The organism is Acinetobacter sp. 8I-beige, from assembly GCF_902505955.1.
Taxonomy (GTDB): domain Bacteria; phylum Pseudomonadota; class Gammaproteobacteria; order Pseudomonadales; family Moraxellaceae; genus Acinetobacter; species Acinetobacter johnsonii.
The window spans coordinates 460,890-482,257 of sequence record NZ_LR732790.1 but is presented as its reverse complement, the minus strand read 5'-3'; the positions used below and the strand labels follow the sequence as shown (position 1 = coordinate 482,257).

General features: G+C 40.6%; 15 protein-coding genes. 9 read left to right on the top strand and 6 right to left on the bottom strand.

Features of this window, described 5'->3' with window-relative positions; all coding sequences use genetic code 11:
• The first annotated feature begins 10 nt into the window (after window positions 1–10).
• Complete coding sequence (pta, locus tag GVX98_RS02350) at window positions 11–2,152, top strand: phosphate acetyltransferase (RefSeq protein ID WP_159127150.1); 2,142 nt, start codon at window positions 11–13, stop codon at window positions 2,150–2,152.
• A 233-nt stretch (window positions 2,153–2,385) separates the two neighbouring features.
• Entirely contained in the window at window positions 2,386–3,369 is a 984-nt protein-coding gene (locus GVX98_RS02345) for a hypothetical protein (protein WP_228716253.1), read from the top strand.
• Window positions 3,370–3,424: 55 nt separating this feature from the next.
• Here GVX98_RS02345 and GVX98_RS02340 read toward each other — a convergent pair whose 3' ends face one another.
• Both GVX98_RS02340 and GVX98_RS02335 read right to left on the bottom strand, forming a co-directional pair.
• A complete protein-coding gene (locus tag GVX98_RS02340) occupies window positions 3,425–3,934 on the bottom strand; it encodes a DinB family protein (protein WP_004979069.1) in 510 nt (169 codons plus the stop codon).
• A 111-nt stretch (window positions 3,935–4,045) separates the two neighbouring features.
• Window positions 4,046–4,951, bottom strand: a complete 906-nt coding sequence (locus tag GVX98_RS02335; RefSeq protein ID WP_159127148.1) for a DMT family transporter — start codon at window positions 4,949–4,951, stop codon at window positions 4,046–4,048.
• Between the two features lie 179 nt (window positions 4,952–5,130).
• On the opposite strand from GVX98_RS02335, the gene GVX98_RS02330 reads away from it, so the two are divergent.
• From GVX98_RS02330 to GVX98_RS02320, 3 genes are all read left to right on the top strand, one after another.
• The gene (locus tag GVX98_RS02330) at window positions 5,131–5,991 is read left to right on the top strand and encodes an AraC family transcriptional regulator (RefSeq protein WP_159127943.1); all 861 of its coding nucleotides are present in this window, start codon (window positions 5,131–5,133) and stop codon (window positions 5,989–5,991) included.
• 891 nt (window positions 5,992–6,882) lie between these two features.
• Complete coding sequence (locus tag GVX98_RS02325; protein WP_131263948.1) at window positions 6,883–8,409, top strand: fumarate hydratase; 1,527 nt, start codon at window positions 6,883–6,885, stop codon at window positions 8,407–8,409.
• Between the two features lie 103 nt (window positions 8,410–8,512).
• Window positions 8,513–9,061 carry a DUF2059 domain-containing protein gene (locus tag GVX98_RS02320; protein ID WP_159127147.1) on the top strand — a complete coding sequence of 183 codons (549 nt, stop codon included), beginning with the start codon at window positions 8,513–8,515 and terminating at the stop codon, window positions 9,059–9,061.
• Window positions 9,062–9,066: 5 nt separating this feature from the next.
• Here GVX98_RS02320 and GVX98_RS02315 read toward each other — a convergent pair whose 3' ends face one another.
• The 4 genes from GVX98_RS02315 to tig all read right to left on the bottom strand — a co-directional run bounded on the left by GVX98_RS02315 (window position 9,067) and on the right by tig (window position 13,410).
• On the bottom strand, window positions 9,067–9,783 hold the full coding sequence (locus GVX98_RS02315) for a DUF2846 domain-containing protein (RefSeq protein WP_159127146.1): 717 nt from the start codon (window positions 9,781–9,783) through the stop codon (window positions 9,067–9,069).
• 158 nt (window positions 9,784–9,941) lie between these two features.
• Window positions 9,942–11,252, bottom strand: coding sequence for an ATP-dependent protease ATP-binding subunit ClpX (gene clpX, locus GVX98_RS02310; protein WP_010325894.1), 1,311 nt, complete (start codon window positions 11,250–11,252; stop codon window positions 9,942–9,944).
• A gap of 28 nt (window positions 11,253–11,280) precedes the next feature.
• Window positions 11,281–11,886: an ATP-dependent Clp endopeptidase proteolytic subunit ClpP gene (gene clpP, locus GVX98_RS02305; RefSeq protein ID WP_004692427.1), complete on the bottom strand. Its 606-nt coding sequence runs from the start codon at window positions 11,884–11,886 to the stop codon at window positions 11,281–11,283.
• A gap of 192 nt (window positions 11,887–12,078) precedes the next feature.
• On the bottom strand, window positions 12,079–13,410 hold the full coding sequence (tig, locus tag GVX98_RS02300) for a trigger factor (RefSeq protein ID WP_159127145.1): 1,332 nt from the start codon (window positions 13,408–13,410) through the stop codon (window positions 12,079–12,081).
• Between the two features lie 272 nt (window positions 13,411–13,682).
• On the opposite strand from tig, the gene GVX98_RS02295 reads away from it, so the two are divergent.
• From GVX98_RS02295 to leuA, 4 genes are all read left to right on the top strand, one after another.
• On the top strand, window positions 13,683–15,821 hold the full coding sequence (locus GVX98_RS02295; RefSeq protein ID WP_159127144.1) for a TonB-dependent receptor: 2,139 nt from the start codon (window positions 13,683–13,685) through the stop codon (window positions 15,819–15,821).
• A 338-nt stretch (window positions 15,822–16,159) separates the two neighbouring features.
• Window positions 16,160–18,460, top strand: a complete 2,301-nt coding sequence (locus tag GVX98_RS02290; protein WP_159127143.1) for a TonB-dependent siderophore receptor — start codon at window positions 16,160–16,162, stop codon at window positions 18,458–18,460.
• Window positions 18,461–18,560: 100 nt separating this feature from the next.
• Entirely contained in the window at window positions 18,561–19,244 is a 684-nt protein-coding gene (locus tag GVX98_RS02285; RefSeq protein ID WP_004979045.1) for a Fe2+-dependent dioxygenase, read from the top strand.
• Window positions 19,245–19,670: 426 nt separating this feature from the next.
• Window positions 19,671–21,368, top strand: a complete 1,698-nt coding sequence (gene leuA, locus GVX98_RS02280) for a 2-isopropylmalate synthase (RefSeq protein ID WP_159127142.1) — start codon at window positions 19,671–19,673, stop codon at window positions 21,366–21,368.

The following is a 21,368-nucleotide window of genomic DNA, read 5'->3' as shown; positions in this document are numbered from 1 at the left end:
GAATAAATATATGAAAACGATTTTACTTGTGCCCACTGGGGAAGGCGTCGGCTTAACATCCGCTTGTCTGGGTTTGGTTTATGCGCTGGAATGCCAAGGTGTTAAGGCTGGATTTTTAAAACCTTTTTCTCAAGAACTGAGCACGGGTGCAGACCGTACCACAGCGCTCTATCACCATGTTTCAAAAAATGAAACCGTTGAACCAATTAGCTATCACACCATTTTGCAACAACTCAGTGCAGGTGAAAATGATGAGCTACTTGAAGATGCGGTTCGTTTGCACCGTGCTATCGCGCGTAAGCATGATCTGATCATTGTTGAAGGCTTAGTCCCAAATAGCCGAGATTCTTTTGCTTCTGAACTAAATGCACAACTTGCACAAGCACTCGATGCCAAAGTCATTATTGTCAGTAATGCAGACATTAATAAACCGAGCGCGACGGCTGAAAAAGTCGATAGTCAACTACGCTACTTTGGGGGTGCCAGTTCAGAGCGAACTGCGGGCGTGTTATTGATGCGCACCAAAGGCTTGCCCGATGACTCAGCACACATTCCAGTGACGTTTGACCCAAGTCTGCGTTTAATCAGCGATACCAATAAATTTATTATTGAGCTCCAAAAGACCCATCCAAAACTCGGTTCAGACAAACTCCCTGTAATAGGCTTGGTTCCATTTAGCAACACGCTCAGCGTACCGCGCATGTCGGACTTGGCTTCACACATTCAAGCGGAATGGATCAATCAAGGCGATGCGACCCAACGTCGTGTGTTACATAGCAGTTTGATTGCATCGAACATTGAGCATGAACTACATAAATTTGTCGCAGGCGAACTGATCATTAGTGCATCAGATCGTATCGATGTGCTTTTGGCGTCCAGCTTAGCCAGCAGTAACGGTATTCCATTGGCAGGTTTGGTATTAACTGAACACCATACACCAAACGAGCAAGTGCTTGCGTTCTGCCAAACAGCGATTAAGCAAGGCTTACCAATTTTACATACAACGCTCAGCACGTTCGACACGGCACAGAGCTTAGCCAATCTCAGCAATGAAATTCCTGTCGATGATACTGAACGCGCTGAACAAGTCACTCGTTTTGTCTCGAGCCATATCAATGAAGAATGGCTAAAGGTAATGTTGAATGGCTCGTACCAACCTCGTCTCTCACCTTCGGCTTTCCGCCATGAATTAGTACAAAAGTCGATTGCCGCGAAGAAGCGCATTGTTCTACCTGAAGGCGATGAACCACGTACAGTTCAAGCGGCTGCTATTTGCCAATCTCGTGGCATTGCACACTGTATCTTATTGGCAAAACCTGAAGCTGTCGTAGAAGTGGCAAAAGCACGTGGTATTGAGCTTCCACATGACTTAGAAATTATCGATCCAGATTTAATTCGTGAAAACTATGTCGAAAAAATGGTGGAACTGCGTAAAGGGAAACTGAACGAGCTGCAAGCACGTGAACAGCTGCAAGATACTGTCGTTCTAGGCACCATGATGTTGGCACTCGATCAAGTCGATGGTTTGGTTTCAGGTGCAATACATACCACAGCCAATACTGTACGCCCAGCATTCCAACTGATTAAAACAGCGCCTGAGTATTCACTGGTCTCTTCCGTGTTCTTTATGCTGTTACCCGATGAAGTCTATGTCTATGGCGACTGTGCGATTAACCCAGACCCAAATGCCGAAGAGCTCGCTGAAATTGCGATTCAATCGGCTGATTCAGCAAAGGCCTTCGGTTTAGACCCACGTATTGCAATGATTTCATACTCTACGGGTACCTCTGGTGCTGGAGCTGAAGTTGAAAAAGTCGCTGAGGCAACACGTATAGCGAAAGAACGTCGTCCTGATCTGTTGATTGATGGCCCACTTCAGTACGATGCAGCATCGGTTGAAAGTGTCGGACGCTCGAAAGCACCTGATTCTAAAGTTGCAGGTCGTGCCAATGTCTTTATTTTCCCTGACCTAAACACAGGCAACACGACTTATAAGGCCGTACAACGCTCTGCTAATGTGGTAAGCGTCGGCCCAATGTTGCAAGGTTTGAACAAACCTGTAAATGACTTGTCTCGTGGTGCTTTGGTGGATGACATCGTGTTTACGATTGCACTCACTGCAATTCAAGCAGAACAGCAAGCAACAGCGTAAAGTAATTTGAACTGATCAAAACCATCCAACTGAGCAGTTGGATGGTTTTTTATTTTATAGCGCTCAACAATATGACCAAAGCTTAACTTCTATATATTTACGAGCATAGCCCAAACACAGATAAAACAGTAAGACTTTACTTTTCAGACACTTAAACAATATACTCAAGAGATATAATTAAATTCTAAATCATTGGTCTCATAATGAATAAAAAATGGCTTCCAATTCTAATAATGACAACATTTTCACTGACAGCATGTAATGAATCTAAACAACCCCAAACACCGTCAGACTCAACCACAGCATATAAAAACTTAAGTACAGCCAATCCAGCTGATATTAAAGCGGATCTTGATGCCCTAGATCAGATTTCGAATAAAAACTCTCAAGCCATTTTGAACGCACAAGATGCACTTAAAGCGGCTCGTCAAAATAAAGAAGTCTATACCATCCCCGCCCTGCTAGAACAACTGAAAAACCATTCTCTTGCGTTTAATACTGCACTAGATGCAACAAACTTCAAAAGCCAAGAAGGTGCTGCGTTACGTGAGAAATTTAAGCAAGTCCATTTACTTGGTGTTGAACTGGCACAAGAAAATACTAAAAGTCCACCACAGATGCAGCGTATAACAGCACTTGAAGCAGAAATCAGCGTCATACAACAAAGCTCTATCAGTGAAATGAGAGCCTTACAACGCATAGTATATCCTCAACTCAATACTGGGGCATTAGACAACACACGACAACAGGTTAAATCAGACCCTGAGCTCAATGTTAAGGCTCATACCCCACCACCCCATAGCACCTCACATCTGAGTCAAGATAATGCCGCAGACATTAAATATGATCTCATCATTCTTGGAGCTGCATCTCAAACAGCCCAAAAAAAGGCGCAAGATTCTTTTATGGGCATGCAGTATGCGATAGACAGCGGTAATAAGAATGCGCTTATGACGACTGTTAAACAAACCACTACGCAAATTCATGACCTGAATCAAAAATACGATACTGTGACACTCAAAAGTGCTGAAGTCACAGCAGCTCGTGAAAGGTTAAAAGAAGAAAATAATCTCCAAATCGAAATGGGTAATATCATCTTATCGGACTCACCAGATCGACAGAGGTTTGCTGAGCTAAATGAGAAATGGAAAAATGCTCAGAAAATGGTTGAAATGGAGATGGAAACGCTTCGAATTAAAGCTAATACAGCGTCATGATGAGGGCATCGTATCAGCTCGATTCTATTATTTTACAAAACCAACCGCAGCTCTCTTAAACAGGCAGATTTTCTTCTATCAACATATATACCATATCAATCTCTGGGCATGGATAACCCATTGAAGTTAAAGCCGCTGTCACTTGCCCTCTGTGATGCGTTCCATGATTAAACACATGCAATAATGTAGCAGCATAGGGCAGACTCATTTCTTGTCCAGCTGATGTTTTGTACTGTAAATCATGTCCAAATTTTTCCACATCAACATGTTTTAAAAAATCTATCCAGTTGTAAGCCCTGCTCTCTAACTCAAACATGAGTTTATCTTTATTCCTTTCTACGATGGTATTTAACTTCAATGTAGGAGATGATTTCGATGAGAACCGAGGAAACCATAGATAATGCTCACCAACAAGCAAGTGATTCAACGTTCCAGAAATACTTTTGAAGAAAAGTCCGCATTCAGCATTGAAATCTTCATCAGAGACATTTTTTAAAACTTGGTTTAATTTTTGAGTAGACCACACGTTGTAACGAGCGAATAATTCAAACGTTTTTAAATCCATTTATAAAGCCCTGCATGAAGTTCTCTAAAATGAGCATAATACAAAGGATGAAAAACAACTAAATATTTCATTTATAAGGCAAAATAACTTTTTTTATTTTCTTGCGCACACCTAACTTCGCTTCAACATTTGACTGAATTTCAACTTGGGCGCTTGAATAAAGAAAATTGCATTACCACATAAAATCAAAATCACCCCAATGACCGCATTGATATGCCATTGATACCCTTCCCAGATGGTCGAAATCACCAAAGCCACCAAAGGAAATAACAAAGTACTATAAGCTGCCTTGCCTGCACCAATCCGTCCAACCAAATAGAAGTAGGCGGTAAAGCCAATCACTGAACCAAAAATAGCCAAATACAATAAAGCACTCACTGCACTGAATTCCATAGCAGGGAAAAACTCGTCTTGTTTAAATCCAGCAATCAATGCCATCAGAATTGAACCGTACAACATGCCATAAGCATTGGTGGTGAAAATATCCAGACCTTGTTTTTGATGGCGCGCACTAATCATATTGCCCAGTGAAAAACCATAGGTTCCCAACACACAAAGACCAATCCCCATCAGCGTATGATTGTTTAAGGTACTCCCCACCACATCATGCCAAAATAAGGCGATGATCCCCAATCCACCCAACAAAGCCGCAGGATAAAAACGTGTAGACACCTGTTGTCCAAAGAACAGTTTAGCGTTGAGGGTATTAAAAATTACCGCCATCGAAAAAATAACAGCCTCCAAACCGCTGCTGATATATTGAACCGCATAATAGAAACAAACAAAGTTAAAACCAAAAATACAGCATGCTTGCAACATACAAAATAGATGGTCTTTTACAGCCAGCTTTTGCAGTTTTCGGCACAATACAACAAAAGTAAACAACACCAGAGCCGAAATAAAGAAGCGCCAAAATACGGCTACATTGGTCGATATTCCACTTTGTTGTTGCAGACTTATCGCAATCCATGTCGTTCCCCAAATCACCACCACCAAAGCATATAACAGCGCATTCATACTCTTTAAACCAAACTCAAACGACTCACGCTATTGTGCTTGGTTTAGGTTTCTCATTTCTTGCACCTTCTTGTGGTCACTATCATAAACTTGTGATTTTTTACTGATTTTCGGATATAGATGACAAAATGAAATCAAAGTCCTACACTGAATCTTCCATTCGGCACTGCGTATAGATGATGAAATATCAGATTCTAGATCAATTACAACAACATAAAGCTCAACTCCTCGACTCAGTCGAGTTGGGTTCAGGCATGCAGTTGGCCATGTGGCAAAACAATCAAGACCGTGTCAGTGTTTGTAGTAACCACCATACGCTCAGTATGTATATTCAGGGTGGATATCACAGTTATCAAAAGACAGCTCAAGGTTGGCATAATGGCGGTGGGCCAGATCATATGTGCTTGATGCCACAGGACTTTGAGTCAACATGGGATCTGCGCGACCCACTGACTTTTGTGCATCTGTACTATACTGAACAACATTTACAACGTGTCGCCGAACAGGTGTGGGATCGTGAACCAAGCCAAATTATTTTAAATCCGCAAAGTTTCGTAGCCGACCCACAGATCGCTATGATCTATCGACACTTTTTACTCAATGGGGCTTGGCAGAACAGGGAAAATCACTTGCAGATGAGTACTGCCACGACACTTCTGCTCAATCATTTGATTAAAAATTATAGCCATACCGAATGGCAAGTCCCTGAAGTCAAAGGTGGGCTGTCCCCGTATACCCTGAAGCAGTTATTAGAATGGATTGATCAGCATATTCAGCAAAGCTTGACCTTATCAGATTTGGCCGAGCAAACTCAGCTCAGTGAATATCATTTTGCCCATATGTTTAAGCAATCCATGCACATGCCACCGCACCAATATGTGATGCAACGTCGACTTGAACTGGCACACCAAGCTTTACAGCACACATCTGCCAATATGACAGACATTTCGGAACAGTACGGATTTAGCTCCAGCAGCCATTTTAGTCATCGCTTTAAAAAGCACTTTGGCTACTCACCATCCCAAATGCGGAAAAATTAGCACCCGTCGATAGGATAAAGTGAAGATTTGAAGCAAGACAACAGCAATATCTGTTTGAATTTCAATCGTTTTGTGTTTTTATTAGTTCAGTCAGCCTATCTTTAAATAACAATCAGAGTTCGACATTAAATTTATGCATGTTATATGAGACACGGAAACGTCATCCACAACCTACGTGGTTTTTATAAGATATTGTTTTTGCAAAATAATGAATAGATTCCAAGAGGTAAAACAGGTTTTGTGGATGACAATGGTTTTGCCTACTTTTCCCGAAAGAAAAGTAGGTCGAACCGAAGGTTAATCCTGCTATATGAATTAAAACGGTAAGCCTCAGATATAATTATTCTTTTACTTTTAATATATTAGATAAAAAGCATCGAACTCAGGTTAATATAAAAATAGTGATTATTTATTATGCAAAGTATACGGTTGCCCTGAGATTTGAAGATAGCTTAAAACAAAAAAAGAAGAAAAGCTTAAGCCTGATCTTCTTTTTGACCGTACATCCAAGTCGCTGCGATATATACACAAAAGCCCGCAGCCATCACTAAACCTGTCAACATGCTCGATGTCCTATTGTTTGATGAATGCATTATGCGAAAGTTTTATGACAACTTTATGACAGTGTTGTCATATGCCAATATTTTTATTTTTAAATTATATTCAATACCTTAAGTAATAAATCATATTCATAATCCAAATTTAGACATGAAATATTTCATTAAATTTAGATATTTTTGTCATATTTACCACCGTTTATAACCTCATTTTCTCATCAATTTTGCTCAACTATTAAACTTTCGCCCAAAGGCTTCGCAAAACATCCACAACCTCGGCATTTTGTCTTATAATTTAGCCCGCTAGCTATCAGCCCGCTCAAGAGATATTTGTATGACCACTATTATCAAGCAAGATGATTTGATCACATCGGTCAAAGACGCGCTTCAGTTCATTTCTTACTATCACCCACAAGACTTCATCCAAGCGATGAGCCGTGCGTATGATCGTGAAGAGAACAAAGCCGCGAAGGATGCGATCGCACAAATCTTAATTAACTCGCGTATGTGCGCAGAGGGTCACCGCCCAATCTGTCAAGATACAGGTATCGTCAACGTATTCGTTGAAGTGGGCATGGATGTTAAATTTGATTTAACTATGAGCTTAGACGATGCAATCAATGAAGGTGTACGTCAAGGTTACTTAGAAAACTCAAACGTATTGCGTGCTTCTGTATTGGCTGACCCAGCTTTTGGTCGTAAAAATACCAAAGACAACACCCCTGCTGTGATCTATCACAAACTTGTTCCAGGCAACAAAGTGGATATTACTGTTGCGGCAAAAGGTGGCGGTTCAGAAAACAAATCTAAACTGGCTATGTTAAATCCATCAGACTCAATCGTGGATTGGGTACTAAAAACTGTTCCAACCATGGGTGCAGGCTGGTGTCCACCTGGTATGTTGGGTATTGGTATTGGTGGTACTGCTGAAAAAGCCATGATGCTTGCAAAAGAATCGCTCATGGAAGAAATCAACATGGACGAATTACTTCGTCGTGGCCCTGAAAATAAAATCGAAGAACTTCGTATGGAAATCTTCGAAAAAGTAAACGCACTGGGTATTGGCGCGCAAGGCCTAGGCGGCTTAACCACAGTTCTAGACATTAAAATTAAAGATTACCCATGTCACGCTGCGGGCAAACCGGTGGGCATGATTCCAAACTGCGCAGCGACTCGTCACGCGCACTTCCAACTTGATGGTACAGGTGTTGCACACATTCAAGCACCTAAACTTGAAGACTATCCATCAGTTACTTGGGATTCATCAAGCTCTAAGCGTGTTGACCTCGACACCATTACCCAAGAAGAAATGAACGCTTGGCAACCAGGCGACACCTTACTTCTAAACGGTACAATTTATACGGGTCGTGATGCTGCACACAAACGCATGGTCGACATGCTGAACAATGGTGAAGAGCTTCCTGTCGACTTAAAAGGTAAATTCATTTACTACGTGGGCCCTGTAGATCCAGTCGGTGATGAAGTGGTTGGTCCTGCTGGTCCAACAACAGCAACACGTATGGACAAGTTCACACGCCAAGTACTTGAAGCGACGGGTATGTTCGGCATGATCGGTAAAGCGGACCGTGGTCCTGCAGCGGTTGAAGCAATCAAAGACAACAAAGCGACTTACTTGATGGCAGTGGGCGGCGCAGCTTACCTTGTGTCTAAAGCGATTCGTGAAGCTGAAGTGGTTGCTTTTGCTGACTTAGGTATGGAAGCGATTTACAAATTTGTAGTGAAAGACATGCCTGTATCGGTAGCAGTTGATGTGAATGGTACGTCTATTCACGCAACAGCACCAAAAATCTGGCAAGCGAAAATTGGTAAAATTCCAGTAGTTGATGCTGCAGCGGGCTAAAACTTAAGTTTTACTTTTTTGGATACCCTTAACATGCTAAGGTCTTGTTAAGGGTATTTTTTTACCTATTTTTATAGACTTAATCAAAAGATATAGACCAACAATGAAAAAATTAAATCACATCCTTTGCGGTATTACCTTATGTGTCCTCAGCACAGCGTCTTTTGCAAAACCCGCGACCGAAGCATCGGTAGAAAAGGCGCTCAAACTAGGCGATATTAAAGGTACATTAGCGCAGTCTCAGCAAGAAATGCGCCCCGTTTATGACCAGCAAGCCGAAGAAATTATTAAGAATATTTTTAAAACCTCAACACTCAATGCTGAACAACAAAAAGCAGCCAAGCAAATCGCTGAAATCACGGCATCATTTAGCAGTAAATTGATTTCTGATCCGAAATTTATGCAAATGCTTAAAAATGTCTATATGCAGACCTTTACCGAAGAGGAAGTGTTGGCCAACATTCAGTTCCTCGAAACACCTCTAGGCCAGTCTATCAATAAAAAAAGCAGTAAAATGATGAGTGAAATCATGCGCAATAGCATCGCCATGTCTGCTGAAATGATGCAAGATCCGGCTATTCAGCAGGAAATGAATCGTCAAATTGAAAAGACCCTGACCCCATTATTTGAACAAGCCAAAAAAGTACAATAGCTCACTTACCAGGTTAAAGGATTCCACAGCTTAAAGGGCTTCATCAGCTGAACATCTTCACTTGGGTCATATTTGGCAGGTTTAAGTTTTTGCGCTTTCTTTCGTAGCTCACCCGTGTGTTGATCTTCCGCTACAAAGTTGTAGCTGTTCGACTTTAACTGGGTAAATGCAATTTCTTGAATCGCAATTTTTTCAGGGATAACCGCCAAAGACCCCGAAACATCACGGCGTGTGGATAAGTTCTCTTCATCATACTTGATGAAATAAGACTGCCCTGCTTCTACGGTAAAATCGATATATTTCGGCTTTTGAAAATGGTTAATGCCCAAAGGCCGACTACTCGATAAACGATAAGTCCCTGCGGGCAATTCGACCCAATAATAATGATTGTTAAGCAGGCTTGGAACACGCTCTTTATTGATAAATAAACTCGACGCCACAATTTCTTGTCGGTTCCACTTTGAGTCTGGACGATACAGATAAACCATCGCGGCTTGTTCATGCTGGGGTTGGACACGCTGAAAACGCTGTCCTAATTTTTGGTTGACCCATCCACCTACGCTAAACACACCAATGCGATACTGCTCGATCATGCCTGGGTCATGTTCAAAATCGACCTCATGGCTGAGAGTTGATGTTAATTCAGGTTGTTCAACTGTCGTTTTTCCATGACAACCCAATAAAATTAAACTGCTTAAAAGCGTAATGCTCATTGCACGCATGACTATTCCTCACGGCGTTTTTTTATTTTGATATTGAATTTTTAGTTTTAATCTAGGCATCCCAGCCTATTGACGCAGAGTAGCATTCCCTCTTTTTTTTGAATATAAAAAAACGTGTGAAAACACTCGATTTTCACACGTTTCAGATGAATAACAACTTAAGCGGACTTTGAGTTAATCACTTTTAAATCAACTTTAGCTGCATCTTTCTGTTCGATTCTTGGTAAACGCTCTGGCTTAAATAATGGTGCAGCCGTGCCGTTAATCACGTCTTCATTCACCACAACCGTACCAACATCGGTACGACTTGGTAAATCGTACATGGTTTCAAGCAGCGTATTTTCCAAAATAGAACGTAAGCCACGTGCACCCGTATTGCGGTCTAAGGCTTTTTTTGCCACAGCCCGTAGTGCTGAGTCTTCAAAAACCAGATCAACGTTTTCCATATCAAACAAATGTTGATATTGACGTGTCAGTGCATTCTTCGGTTCAGTCAGAATTTGCATCAAAGCTTCTTCATCTAACTCTTCCAAAGTCGCAATTACAGGCAAACGACCAATAAACTCTGGAATCAGACCAAATTTCACCAAATCTGTCGCTTCAACTTGACGGAACAAATCAGACAATTTCTTGCCTTCATCTTTCTTCTTCACTTCAGCCGTGAAGCCGATTCCACCTTTTTCTTGACGCTGTTGTACGATTTTCTCAAGACCCGAGAATGCCCCACCACAGATGAACAAGATATTTGAAGTATCAATTTGAATGAATTCTTGCTGCGGATGCTTACGACCACCTTGAGGTGGAATAGAGGCAACCGTACCTTCGATCATTTTCAGTAACGCTTGTTGTACACCTTCACCCGACACATCACGCGTGATCGATGGGTTTTCAGACTTACGGGTAATCTTGTCGATTTCGTCGATATAGATAATACCTTTTTGCGCTTTTTCTACATCGTAGTCTGCTTTTTGTAGAAGCTTTTGTACAATGTTTTCAACATCTTCACCGACATAGCCTGCTTCAGTAAGTGTCGTTGCATCAGCCATAGCAAAAGGAACATCGAGAAGACGGGCCATAGTTTGCGCAAGCAAGGTTTTACCCGAACCTGTTGGTCCTACTAATAAGATATTACTTTTCGCAATTTCAACAGCATCGTCGTGTTTATGTCCACCATGTGTCGCTTTAAGGCGTTTATAGTGGTTATAGACAGCAACTGACAAGGTTTTCTTTGCCACATCTTGACCAATGACATATTGATCTAGTGCCGCACGAATCTCGTGAGGTTTAGGCAAGGGTTTTGCAGCCCAGTCACCCGACTCAACTTGTTGACTGGTTTGCACCAAGTCTAAGCATACGTCCACACATTCATTACAGATGTACGCGTCCTCGCCTGCAATCAGTTTCCCAACTTCAGACTGCGTTTTACCGCAAAATGAACAATGCTTTTGTCCTTGAGGATGTTCGGACATATTCACTCCAATTCTAAACTTTTAAAACTTATGGACGTTTAGATAACACTTCGTCCACGAGACCATATTCTTTTGCAGCTTGCGCTGTCATAAAGTTATCACGGTCAGTATCACGTGCCACAGTTTCATAGTCTTGACCACTGTGCTCTGCCATTAAACGGTTTAAACGTTCTTTAATGAACAGAATTTCACGTGCATGAATTTCAATATCAGATGCCTGACCACGGAAACCGCCTAACGGTTGGTGAATCATGACACGTGCATTTTCAAGGCAATAACGTTTACCCTTCGCACCTGCATTCAACAAGAAAGCACCCATTGATGCTGCTTGACCCATACAGTAGGTCACAACATCTGGTTTAATAAATTGCATGGTATCGTAAATCGCCATACCCGCAGTCACTGAACCACCTGGTGAGTTAATGTAAAGATGAATATCTTTATCTGGATTTTCCGCTTCTAAAAACAACATTTGCGCGACAATCAAATTCGCCATGTTATCTTCAACTTCACCAGTCATAAAAATGACGCGTTCACGCAAAAGACGTGAATAAATGTCAAATGAACGTTCACCGCGAGATGACTGTTCTACAACCATTGGAACTAAGGCATTATCGATAGTTGGAATATACATACGTTTACTTATTCCTAAATTTTTTGTTACTCAACTCATAGTCACAATATGAGGGATAATTGCTGAAAATGCAAAATATTCCCAAGTAAATAACAGATATTTTTTGCATAAGCTTTGTGAACGCAAGGCCTTTTACAAACCTAGATCACAATAAAAAAGGCGCTCAAAGCGCCTTTTTTACTTTAGCTAAACTTAGCCTTGTTGACGAGCTTGTTGCTCTTTCAATAAATCTTCGTAGCTTACAGCAGTATCCGTTACTTTAGCAGACGCTAAGATGTGATCAACCACTTGGTCTTCTAACACAACAGCTTCGATTTGCGAACGTTGTTGTTTGTCATTTTTGAAGTATTCAATCACTTCAGCTGGATCTTCATAAGAAGAAGCCATGTCTTCGATGTAAGCATCAACACGTGCTTGATCTACTTCGATTTTAGCATCAGCTAAAACTTTGCTTACCAGTACGCCTAATTTTACAGATTTTTCAGCTTGTTCTTTGAACAATTCATCTGGAAGCATGCTTGAGTCAAATGCTTTCGCACCTTGAGCACCAAACTGCTGAGTGAACTGTTGGATCATTTGTTGACGTTGACGGTCAACTTCTTGAGCAACCATAGACGCAGGAAGTTCAACTTCGTTTGCAGCTACAAGTGCATCAAAAGCTGCACCTTTCACTTGATTACGCAAACCATTTTTCACTTCACGTTCCATGTTTTTACGAACGTCAGCTTTTAACTTCTCAATGCCTTCTTCTTCAGTTAAACCGAAGATTTTAAGGAATTCAGCATCAACTTCTGGAAGTTTTTGTTTTTCAACAAGCTTCACAGTGATTTTGAATTGAGCTGATTTACCAGCAAGGTTTTCAGCTTGGTAGTCTTCTGGGAAAGTTACATCGATAACTTTCTCTTCGCCTTTCTTCATACCAACGATGCCGTCTTCGAAGCCAGGGATCATACGACCTGAACCTAAAACAAGTTTAAAGTCTTCTGCAGAACCGCCTTCAAACTTTTCACCGTCTACTGAACCTTCAAAGTCGAAAGTTACCTGCATGTCTTTTTTAGCCATGCCTTTCGTTTCAGCCCAAGAAGCACGTTGCTTCTGAAGGTTTTCGATCATTTGATCAACATCTTTGTCGTTTACTTCAGATGCTTTACGTTCAACTTCTAAACCATCAAATTTCACGTTAACTTCTGGATAAACTTCAACAGTCGCTTCGTATACAAGCGCGTCGTCTTTTAATTCAGATTTTTCAATGTTTGGCATGCCAACAGCATTGATTTTTTCTTGTTGGATCGCTTCAAATACTGTGTCACGAATAATGTCGCTTACGACTTCTTGGTAGATACCCGCGCCATATTCACGACGAACAACATTTACTGGCACTTTACCTGTACGGAAGCCGTTGATCTTCACAGTTTTAGCCGTGCGTTTTAAGCGAGCTTCGAACTGCTCGTTAACACGGCTCGTCGGTACAGATACATTTAAACGACGGGTAACACCCGAAACCGCTTCAGAAGTTACTTGCATGGCTTCCTCAATCTTTTGGTAAGAACAATTTTAAAAAGTGCCACATTATATGACAACATTGAACGATATACAAAACACCCGATTGAAACCACATATTTTTCTTCATTTATCGCTTTTTTCTTTTGAATATTTTTAAATCGCTACTGACTCAGCACAAAGTATTATATTTTTTATGGCTTTTTGTTGCAAATGATAAATATTACCATTAATATTTGCGCTAACTTTGATCGTTTTTTTCAATTTTTTTCTCGTCCATCATTGGAACTCTAGTTATGAGTAAGTTTAATCTACACCCTCTTTCATTAGCATTGCTTGGGGCAATCACCACTCCTGTTTTCGCAGAAACAACAACTGAAGATTCATCTACCCATCAGCTGTCCACCATTGTGGTTTCAGCTGCCGGTTTTGAACAAGATATTAAAAATGCACCAGCTTCCATTAGCGTGGTCACAAAAGAAGATATTGAAAAGAAAAATGCAACCAGCATTGCAGACCTATTAGCTGATGTTCCTGGTATTGATATTCGTTCAGGTGTAGGAAAAACATCAGGTCTGAATATCAAAATGCGTGGCTTAGGCAATGACTATAGCCTGATTTTAATTGATGGTCGTCGCCAAACCACTTCATCAGATGTCACTCCAAACGGCTTTGGTGAAACATCAAATGGTTTTTTACCACCTTTAGCCTCTATTGAACGTATTGAAGTCATTCGTGGACCAATGGCAACACGCTATGGTTCAGAAGCCATGGGTGGTGTCATCAATATTATTACCAAAAAAATTAGTAATGAATGGAATGGCAATGTCACTGTCAGCGGCAATGTCATGGAACATGGCAGCGAAGCCGACTCATGGAAAACCAGCTTTGTGCTCAATGGCCCAATTATTCATGATCGTCTAGGCTTACAGCTCCGTGGTAGTTATTTAGACCGTCAACGCTCAGAACGCATTGTGGCTGGTTCAACCTCACGCGACCCACGCCCAAGCAAAGCTGAAAACTATGATGTTGGTGGAAAATTACAATTTACATTAGACGATAAAAACTCTTTCTGGGTTGATGGTTTTACCTCAAACCAAACCTATGACAACTCAGACCAACGACTAGGCAACTTTTTTAGTCGCGGTGGTATTGCAGGCTATGAAGATGAATTAGAGTTCAATCGTGTACAAATTTCGGCGGGACATGATGGTAATTATGATTTTGGCCAATGGAAAACTTACATTAGTCAAAATAAAACTGAAACCAAAGGTCGTACCATTCCAACTGATGCTTTCCCTGCTTTAGCTGGCCAACCACGAACTTTGGAAAATACCGATTTAGTCCTTGATTCACATTTAATTGCACCTATTGCTAACCACAAGCTAACAGTTGGCACAGAATATAAAGATGTCACTATTGCTGATGATATTGCAGGGATGGGCAAAGAGTTTACTCAAGATACTTGGTCAGTTTATGCAGAAGATGAATGGAGCTTATTAGATAACTTACATTTCACCTTCGGTGGTCGTTATGAAGATCATTCAGGATTTGGTGGTCACTTTAGCCCACGTGCTTATTTAGTATGGAACACAACTGATGCTTTAACACTTAAAGGTGGTGTAAGCACAGGCTATAAGACACCGTCAGCAAAAGATTTATACAACGGTATTGTTGGCTATAGCGGCCAAGGCACCACACCAAGTCTAGGTAACCCTGATTTAAAACCAGAAACATCTGTTAACTACGAGCTAGGCTTAAATTATCAACCTACAGATACATTAGACTTTAATGCCACTGCATTTTTTAATGTTGTAGAAGATAAAATCGTTTCTCGGAACTTTTTGTGCACAACTAATGATTGCTCAAATTTCAACAACAACGTAACGTCTTATAGTAAAAGTTTCAATGCAGATGAAGCTGAAATCTACGGCTTAGAAACATCGCTTAAGTATCAAATTATTCCTGAATGGGATATCAAAGCTGCCTATACATTTACCGAGTCTGAAATCACTAAAGGTGCAAACAAAGGTTATGCGCTCGAATCGACAGCTAAACACCTATTTAACCTAACATCGACTTGGCATATCAATAATAGTCTCGATGTTTGGTTGCAACATGAGTATCAATCAGGACGTCCTCGTTATTTAGCTGCACCAACTGGTGGTGAAGTGAGTATTGAACAGCATACAGACAATAAATTCTCAGCTTATAACCTGTTCAATTTAGGGACAAGCTATCAGTTGAATAATAATGTTCGAATCAACGCTGCTGTAAATAACTTATTAGATAAAGACTTTACTGAATATATGGACTATATCGATACAAATGGTAATGTTCAGCAAGCCTATAAATATTTATCTATAGGTCGAAGCTCAGAAGGAACCTATTTGTCAGGTCGAAATTATTGGTTATCAATTTCATATGACTTCTAAAAATAGGCATATCTAAAGAAAACCCTGCTTTGGTAGGGTTTTCTTCTTACATACCAAATATAGATCCAACATAATTTCTACAATATTCACGTGGAAACGCCTTCAAACTTAGCTTTGAAAAGTAAATTTTAAATTCCAATAACATCACAAAAACATAATCTAATTTTCCAATTTAAATAATAATCATAAACTTATGTCTAATTCATTACATTATTACATTTATTTTTTCTACACAAACACATCCAAGCATCGACAATTCCAATGTAATAGTTACGCTACAAAAAATAAGAATCATTATTATTCGCATACTAATTTACAACGCTAGAACTAGATTCGTTATGGCCTTCATCAAAACACGTAAAAAGCTGGTTTCTTCGGCAATCGCTTCAACACTCTCTGTGGTTGCAGTCAATGCTGTTGCGCAAGATCAAATCGCGCAATTAGAAACAATTCACACGGAAGCGGCAGCAGAACAAAGTTTGAAAGTAGACAAATCTGCAAACAGCAAGTTCGTTGCTCCCCTACTCGACACACCAAAGTCTGTTTCTGTTCTTTCTCAAAAATTACTCAAAGAAACCAATTCAAATACTCTATTAGAAGCATTACGTTATGAGCCCGGTATCACTTTAGGTGCTGGTGAAGGTGGTACACCATTTACGGATATGCCTTATATTCGTGGATATAGCGGTCAATCATCTATTTATGTCGATGGAGTCCGCAATACGACATCACAAAGTCGAGATATGTTCGCAATCGAACAAGTTGAAGTTATTAAAGGCTCTTCTTCTGCTCTTGGCGGTGGTGGCAGCGTCGGCGGAAGTATCAACCTCATTCCTAAAGTGGCTCATGAAGGCGATACTTACCAAGGTAGCGTACAAGGTGGCACTGATAACTATCGCCACATTCAACTCGATGCGAATAAAGATTTCGGCAACGGAATGGCTGGCCGCGTTGTAGTCATGGGTCATGAAAATGAAAAAGCAGGACAACATGACGGTGCTGAATATGCTCGTGCAGGTATTGCAACAAGTCTAGCTTTTGGTCTAGGTTCTGATACGCGGGGCTCTGTCGGTTATTACTATTTACGTAGCAATGATGAACCAGATGCGGGTATCCCATTTAATAATGCAAACCCAAGCAGCCCACCAGCTGGCGTAACTGTGACACCAGGTGACGGTCGGCCAGTCAGTGTTAAACCAGGCACATACTATGGTTGGAAAGCGCGTGATTTTGATAAGCGTGAAAATCAAATTGCAACATTTAAGTTAGAACATGATCTTAATGAAGATTTGACGCTATCTAACATTGCTACTTATAACAAATCTAAATCTGATTATGTTTATACCAATGCCGATGACTCAAAAGGGAACATCTATAGAGGAACTGTCGCGCGCCGTGCACTCACACGTATTTTAGACACAGATGCATATAGCGACCAACTTTCTTTAAGAGGCAAATTCAATACAGGTTCATTAAAGCATTCATTTAATGTAGGAACTGAATGGAGTTTACAAGAAACCGATCAAGGAATGCATACGTTTACCAATGCAGCAGGCCAAACAACCTCTACTATTTTAACGTCTAATATCAACTCATGTAATTCAACTGCTGCGGCCCTCAATGGCTGGTGTACTAGTCTAAACAACCCTGGCAATGGTCTCTTTACCGATACTATGGGCAGCATTAAAGGACAGTCTACTACGCGTAGTGAAACGATGTCTGTATATGCCTTAGACAGTATCGAATTCAATCCTCAATGGCTCTTAAACTTAGGTGTACGTTGGGACAAATTTGAAACTGAGAAAAAATATAATAAGGATGTCTACGGAACAACTGCTGGTGCTTACAACTCAACAATCAGTATTCCTAAAGGCACAAAATACGAAAGTGACTCAGACTTTTTCACCTATCAAGCAGGCCTAGTCTACAAACCAACTGAAAATGGTAGTATTTACACCAGTTTTGCAACTTCTGCGAACCCAGTTGGCGTATTGGCTGAAGGTGACAGCAGTGACAATGCCCTAGGCACCACTGATATTATTAACAACCTTAAACCTGAAGAAGCACGCACCTTCGAGATTGGCACAAAGTGGGATTTATTTAATAATCGTGCGAATTTAACTGCTGCTATTTTCCGTACTGAGAAACAGAATACACGTATCCAAATTGACTCGACGACGACTGCAAATGCAGGGGAAAGTAAAGTTGATGGATTTGAAGTAAGCTTAAACGGTAAAATTACCGACAAGTGGGAAGTAGCTACAGGTTATAGCTATCTAGATAGCGAAATCACTAAAGCTGCTTACAATGCAATTGCTCAGGAAGGTAAACCACTTCCATTTGTGGCGAAAAACAGTGCAACGTTATGGTCAACATACCGAGTATTACCAAAGTTAACATTGGGTGCTGGTGCTGAATACCGTGATCAGGTTTATGTAAATACAACTGCACCTAAGTTTTTACCGACTTACACCATTTACAATGCAATGGCGAAATACGATGTAAATCGTAATGTAAATGTTCAATTAAATGTGAATAACATTTCTGACAAACAATACTTTACCAGTGCACATGCAGCACACTATGCATTTGAAGGTAATGGCCGTAATGCGGTATTGGCAATCAACTTCAAATACTAAGTTTGATTTCCATAAAAACTTTATGGAAATTATCTAACTTAAACTAAAATAGCCTCTCTATGAGGCTATTTTTATAACCATCAAATCAAGGATGTTCTCTGTGATTCATCATATTCCAAATGTATTATCAAAAGAGCAAGTAGCTGAATTTCGTCAATTGATGGAAACAGCAGACTGGGTTGGAGGAAAAGTGACTGCAGGAACTCTATCTGCCTCGGTCAAACAAAATCAACAACTCTCCGAACAAGATCCGTTAACACATCATTTAAGTGATTTAGTCATTCAAGCCATTTGGAAACACCCCGTTTTTCAAGCTGCGGCTCTCCCACATCAAATTATTCCACCACTTTTTAACCGTTATGATGAACATGAAAGCTTTGGTTTTCATGTCGACAACTCTATTCGCCTAATTCGTGGTACAGCTCAACAACTCCGAACTGATCTTTCTTGCACACTATTCTTGAGCGAACCTGAAGAATATGACGGTGGTGATTTGGTCATTGAAGACACCTATGGATATCACGAAGTTAAATTACCCGCAGGCGATGTTGTGCTATACCCTTCTACTAGTTTACATGAAGTTAGTAGCATAACTCGCGGTACACGTTTCGCCTCTTTCTTTTGGGTACAAAGCTTGATTCGTGAAGATCAAAAAAGGCATATGTTATTCAATTTAGATGAAAGTATTCGTCAACTCCGAGTAGATCATGGGGATACTTATCCTGAAGTCGTGAAACTCACCAATATCTATCACAACCTCATACGGATGTGGTCTGAATTGTAAATTTTACTGTGAATTGAGTATAAACTCTTTGATCTATCCAAACATATTTAGTCGTAGAGCTCTCATAATCTCTTCAAAAACGCGAATGAAATAAACCAAATTCGTAAAATGAAGAAAAAGATTAAACACATCTCAAAAATACACGGAAATATTTCCCCTAAATATCAAATTAAAGGGAAATATTTTTTCAGATACGACTAAAAGCCATAAAAAAAGAAAAATCTTTTCGACCGAACTGGATTAAACTCTTAAATATAACGTTACAAGGTTACTCACGGTAAATCTAAGTCGTATCAAATATTTACGTTTACAAACACCCTGAAGACTCCCTTGTAAATAGAGACCATAGACACAATCTATATTCAGTAGTAGGTTGCTTTTTATTACCCACTCAAATGCAACCCGTACTATGTAAGGAGTTACCTCATGATGTTGGCTGATCCAAGTAAAAAATATCGTCGCATGTATCAACGTGTTGACTTGCCAGACCGTCAATGGCCAAACAACGAAATTACAAAAGCGCCTATTTGGATGAGTACTGACCTGCGTGATGGTAACCAAGCGATTTTTGAACCGATGGACATGGAACAAAAATTTAAAATGTTCCAAATGTTGGTGAAAATTGGATTCAAGAATATTGAAATCGGTTTCCCTTCAGCCTCTCAAATTGACTTTGACTTTACCCGTAAATTGATCGAAGAAAATCACATTCCAGATGATGTGTATATCGAAGTTTTAGTTCAAGCACGTGATCATTTGATCCAACGTACCTTTGAGTCTTTAGCGGGTGCAAAACGTGCAATCGTGCATATTTATAACTCAAATGCACCAACTTTCCGCCAAAAAGTCTTAAATGTCGATGTTGCTGGTGCGAAGCAATTAGCAGTCAATGCAGCCAGCAAAGTCAAAGAATATGCAGCACAATATCCTGAAACGGAGTGGGTGTTCCAATATAGTCCAGAATGTTTCTCTGCAACCGAATTAGAAGTTGCAAAAGATGTGTGTGATGCAGTTACCGAAATTTGGGAAGCATCGCCAAGCAATAAAGTGATTTTAAACTTACCTGCTACGGTTGAAGTTTCAACCCCAAACGTTTATGCAGACCAAGTCGAATGGATGCACCGCAACATCGCTCGTCGTGATGGCGTGATTATTTCTGTGCACTGTCACAACGACCGTGGCTGTGGGATTGCTGCCTCAGAATTGGCGATTATGGCCGGTGCAGATCGTGTCGAAGGTTGTGTGTTTGGTAATGGCGAACGCACAGGTAACGTCGACGTCGCTGCGATTGCTTTGAATATGTACTCTCAAGGTGTTGCACCAAACTTAGATTTCTCAAATATCAATGAAATCATTGCAACGGTAGAAGAATGCACAGGCTTGCCTGTTCACCCTCGTCACCCTTATGCAGGCGACTTGGTCTTCACAGCATTCTCTGGTTCGCATCAAGATGCCATTAAAAAAGGTTTCGAGTTCCAAAAGAACGAAGAAATTTGGGATATGCCATACTTGCCAATTGACCCGAAAGACTTAGGCCGCGACTATGATGCTGTGATTCGCGTCAACTCACAGTCAGGTAAAGGCGGCATTGCTTACTTGTTAGAAACAAATTACAACGTGGTATTGCCACGTCGTATCCAAATTGAATTCTCTCAAACCGTACAAAAACGTACCGATGAAGAAGGCACTGAAATTACCGCACAAGAAATTTGGAAATTGTTCAAAGAAACTTATGTGGATACCAAAGACACACATTACTCGACCAAAAACTACCGTTTATATGACAACAATGGCAAGCAAGTGGTTGAGCTTGAAGTTGAAGTGAATGGTGAAACGCAGCAATTACGTGGCGAAGGCAATGGTCCAATCTCTGCAATGTTGGATGCTTTACAGTTACCAATTGATGTCTTGAGCTACGAAGAGCGTGGTATTAGCTCTGGGGCAAATGCTAAAGCCTTGGCTTTGGTTGAGTTACAAGTCAAAGGAACAGGTAAATCAGCCTTCGGTGCAGGTATTCATGACAACATTGTGACCTCATCGATTGAAGCTATTATTGCGTGTACCAACCGCTTAATTGATCAAGGTGTGTTAAGCACAGATCAAGTGATTGCTGCTGCGGTATAA

Coding starts and splice junctions, on each gene's coding strand:
- pta (WP_159127150.1), top strand. CDS start 11: ATGAAAACGATTTTACTTGTGCCCACTGGGGAAGGCGTCGGCTTAACA.
- GVX98_RS02345 (WP_228716253.1), top strand. CDS start 2,386: ATGACAACATTTTCACTGACAGCATGTAATGAATCTAAACAACCCCAA.
- GVX98_RS02340 (WP_004979069.1), bottom strand. CDS start 3,934: ATGGATTTAAAAACGTTTGAATTATTCGCTCGTTACAACGTGTGGTCT.
- GVX98_RS02335 (WP_159127148.1), bottom strand. CDS start 4,951: ATGAATGCGCTGTTATATGCTTTGGTGGTGGTGATTTGGGGAACGACA.
- GVX98_RS02330 (WP_159127943.1), top strand. CDS start 5,131: ATGAAATATCAGATTCTAGATCAATTACAACAACATAAAGCTCAACTC.
- GVX98_RS02325 (WP_131263948.1), top strand. CDS start 6,883: ATGACCACTATTATCAAGCAAGATGATTTGATCACATCGGTCAAAGAC.
- GVX98_RS02320 (WP_159127147.1), top strand. CDS start 8,513: ATGAAAAAATTAAATCACATCCTTTGCGGTATTACCTTATGTGTCCTC.
- GVX98_RS02315 (WP_159127146.1), bottom strand. CDS start 9,783: ATGCGTGCAATGAGCATTACGCTTTTAAGCAGTTTAATTTTATTGGGT.
- clpX (WP_010325894.1), bottom strand. CDS start 11,252: ATGTCCGAACATCCTCAAGGACAAAAGCATTGTTCATTTTGCGGTAAA.
- clpP (WP_004692427.1), bottom strand. CDS start 11,886: ATGTATATTCCAACTATCGATAATGCCTTAGTTCCAATGGTTGTAGAA.
- tig (WP_159127145.1), bottom strand. CDS start 13,410: ATGCAAGTAACTTCTGAAGCGGTTTCGGGTGTTACCCGTCGTTTAAAT.
- GVX98_RS02295 (WP_159127144.1), top strand. CDS start 13,683: ATGAGTAAGTTTAATCTACACCCTCTTTCATTAGCATTGCTTGGGGCA.
- GVX98_RS02290 (WP_159127143.1), top strand. CDS start 16,160: ATGGCCTTCATCAAAACACGTAAAAAGCTGGTTTCTTCGGCAATCGCT.
- leuA (WP_159127142.1), top strand. CDS start 19,671: ATGATGTTGGCTGATCCAAGTAAAAAATATCGTCGCATGTATCAACGT.